The organism is Burkholderia sp. LK4, from assembly GCF_001043615.1.
Classification (GTDB): Bacteria; Pseudomonadota; Gammaproteobacteria; order Burkholderiales; family Burkholderiaceae; genus Burkholderia; species Burkholderia cepacia.
The window spans coordinates 1-635 of sequence record NZ_LDUL01000154.1 but is presented as its reverse complement, the minus strand read 5'-3'; the positions used below and the strand labels follow the sequence as shown (position 1 = coordinate 635).

Here is a 635-nt window from a genome sequence, read left to right as displayed (position 1 = left end):
TTGACGTGGATGTTCTGGTCCTTCTGCGCGTGAACGTAGATTTCTTCCTGATCCTTCTCGTCCTCGAAGCGCAGTTCGTTGAAGCCGTCGCCCTTGTGCGTCTGGCTCTTGATCGTCATCCGCGTCTTGTGTCGCGGTAGTTCGTACGGCGGCAACTGCAAGCGGTTGTACGCCCGCCCAATGATGAGAGGCTGGTCCGGATCGCCATCCAGGTTGACCACGATCACTTCCTGCCCGATGCGCGGGACCGCCATGTGGCCCCACGTCGCGCCGGCCCAGTTCTGCGCGACCTGGATCCAGCACGAGCTGTGCTCGTCGTACTTGCCCTCGCGATCCCACGGGAACTGCACCTTCACCCGGCCGTACGCGTCGGTGTAGATCTCTTCGCCTTCGGGGCCGACCACGGTCGCCGGCTGCGGGCCGTCGATGCGCGGCCGCGGCAGCGGCTCGGCGCGCCACTCCGCGTCGTCGGGCACCAGCACCGCTTCGTAGCGGTAGTGCGTGCCTTGCTGCGCGTCAGCACCCTCCTCCGCCTGGCTGGTGTATTGCACGCCGTGATGGACGATGCTGACCGGACGCCAGCCGCGGTTCATGTCCTCACGCGGGTGGCCAATCAAGTCGAACGCGGTGCCCGG

The 635-nt window shown here is 65.8% G+C and carries 1 protein-coding gene; it reads right to left on the bottom strand.

Translation table 11 applies throughout. From position 1 onward, the window contains the following. Positions 1-593: type VI secretion system tip protein TssI/VgrG (gene tssI, locus VK92_RS38475; protein ID WP_231616494.1), on the bottom strand; the 593-nt coding region annotated here is incomplete at its 3' end. Positions 594-635 lie beyond the last annotated feature (42 nt).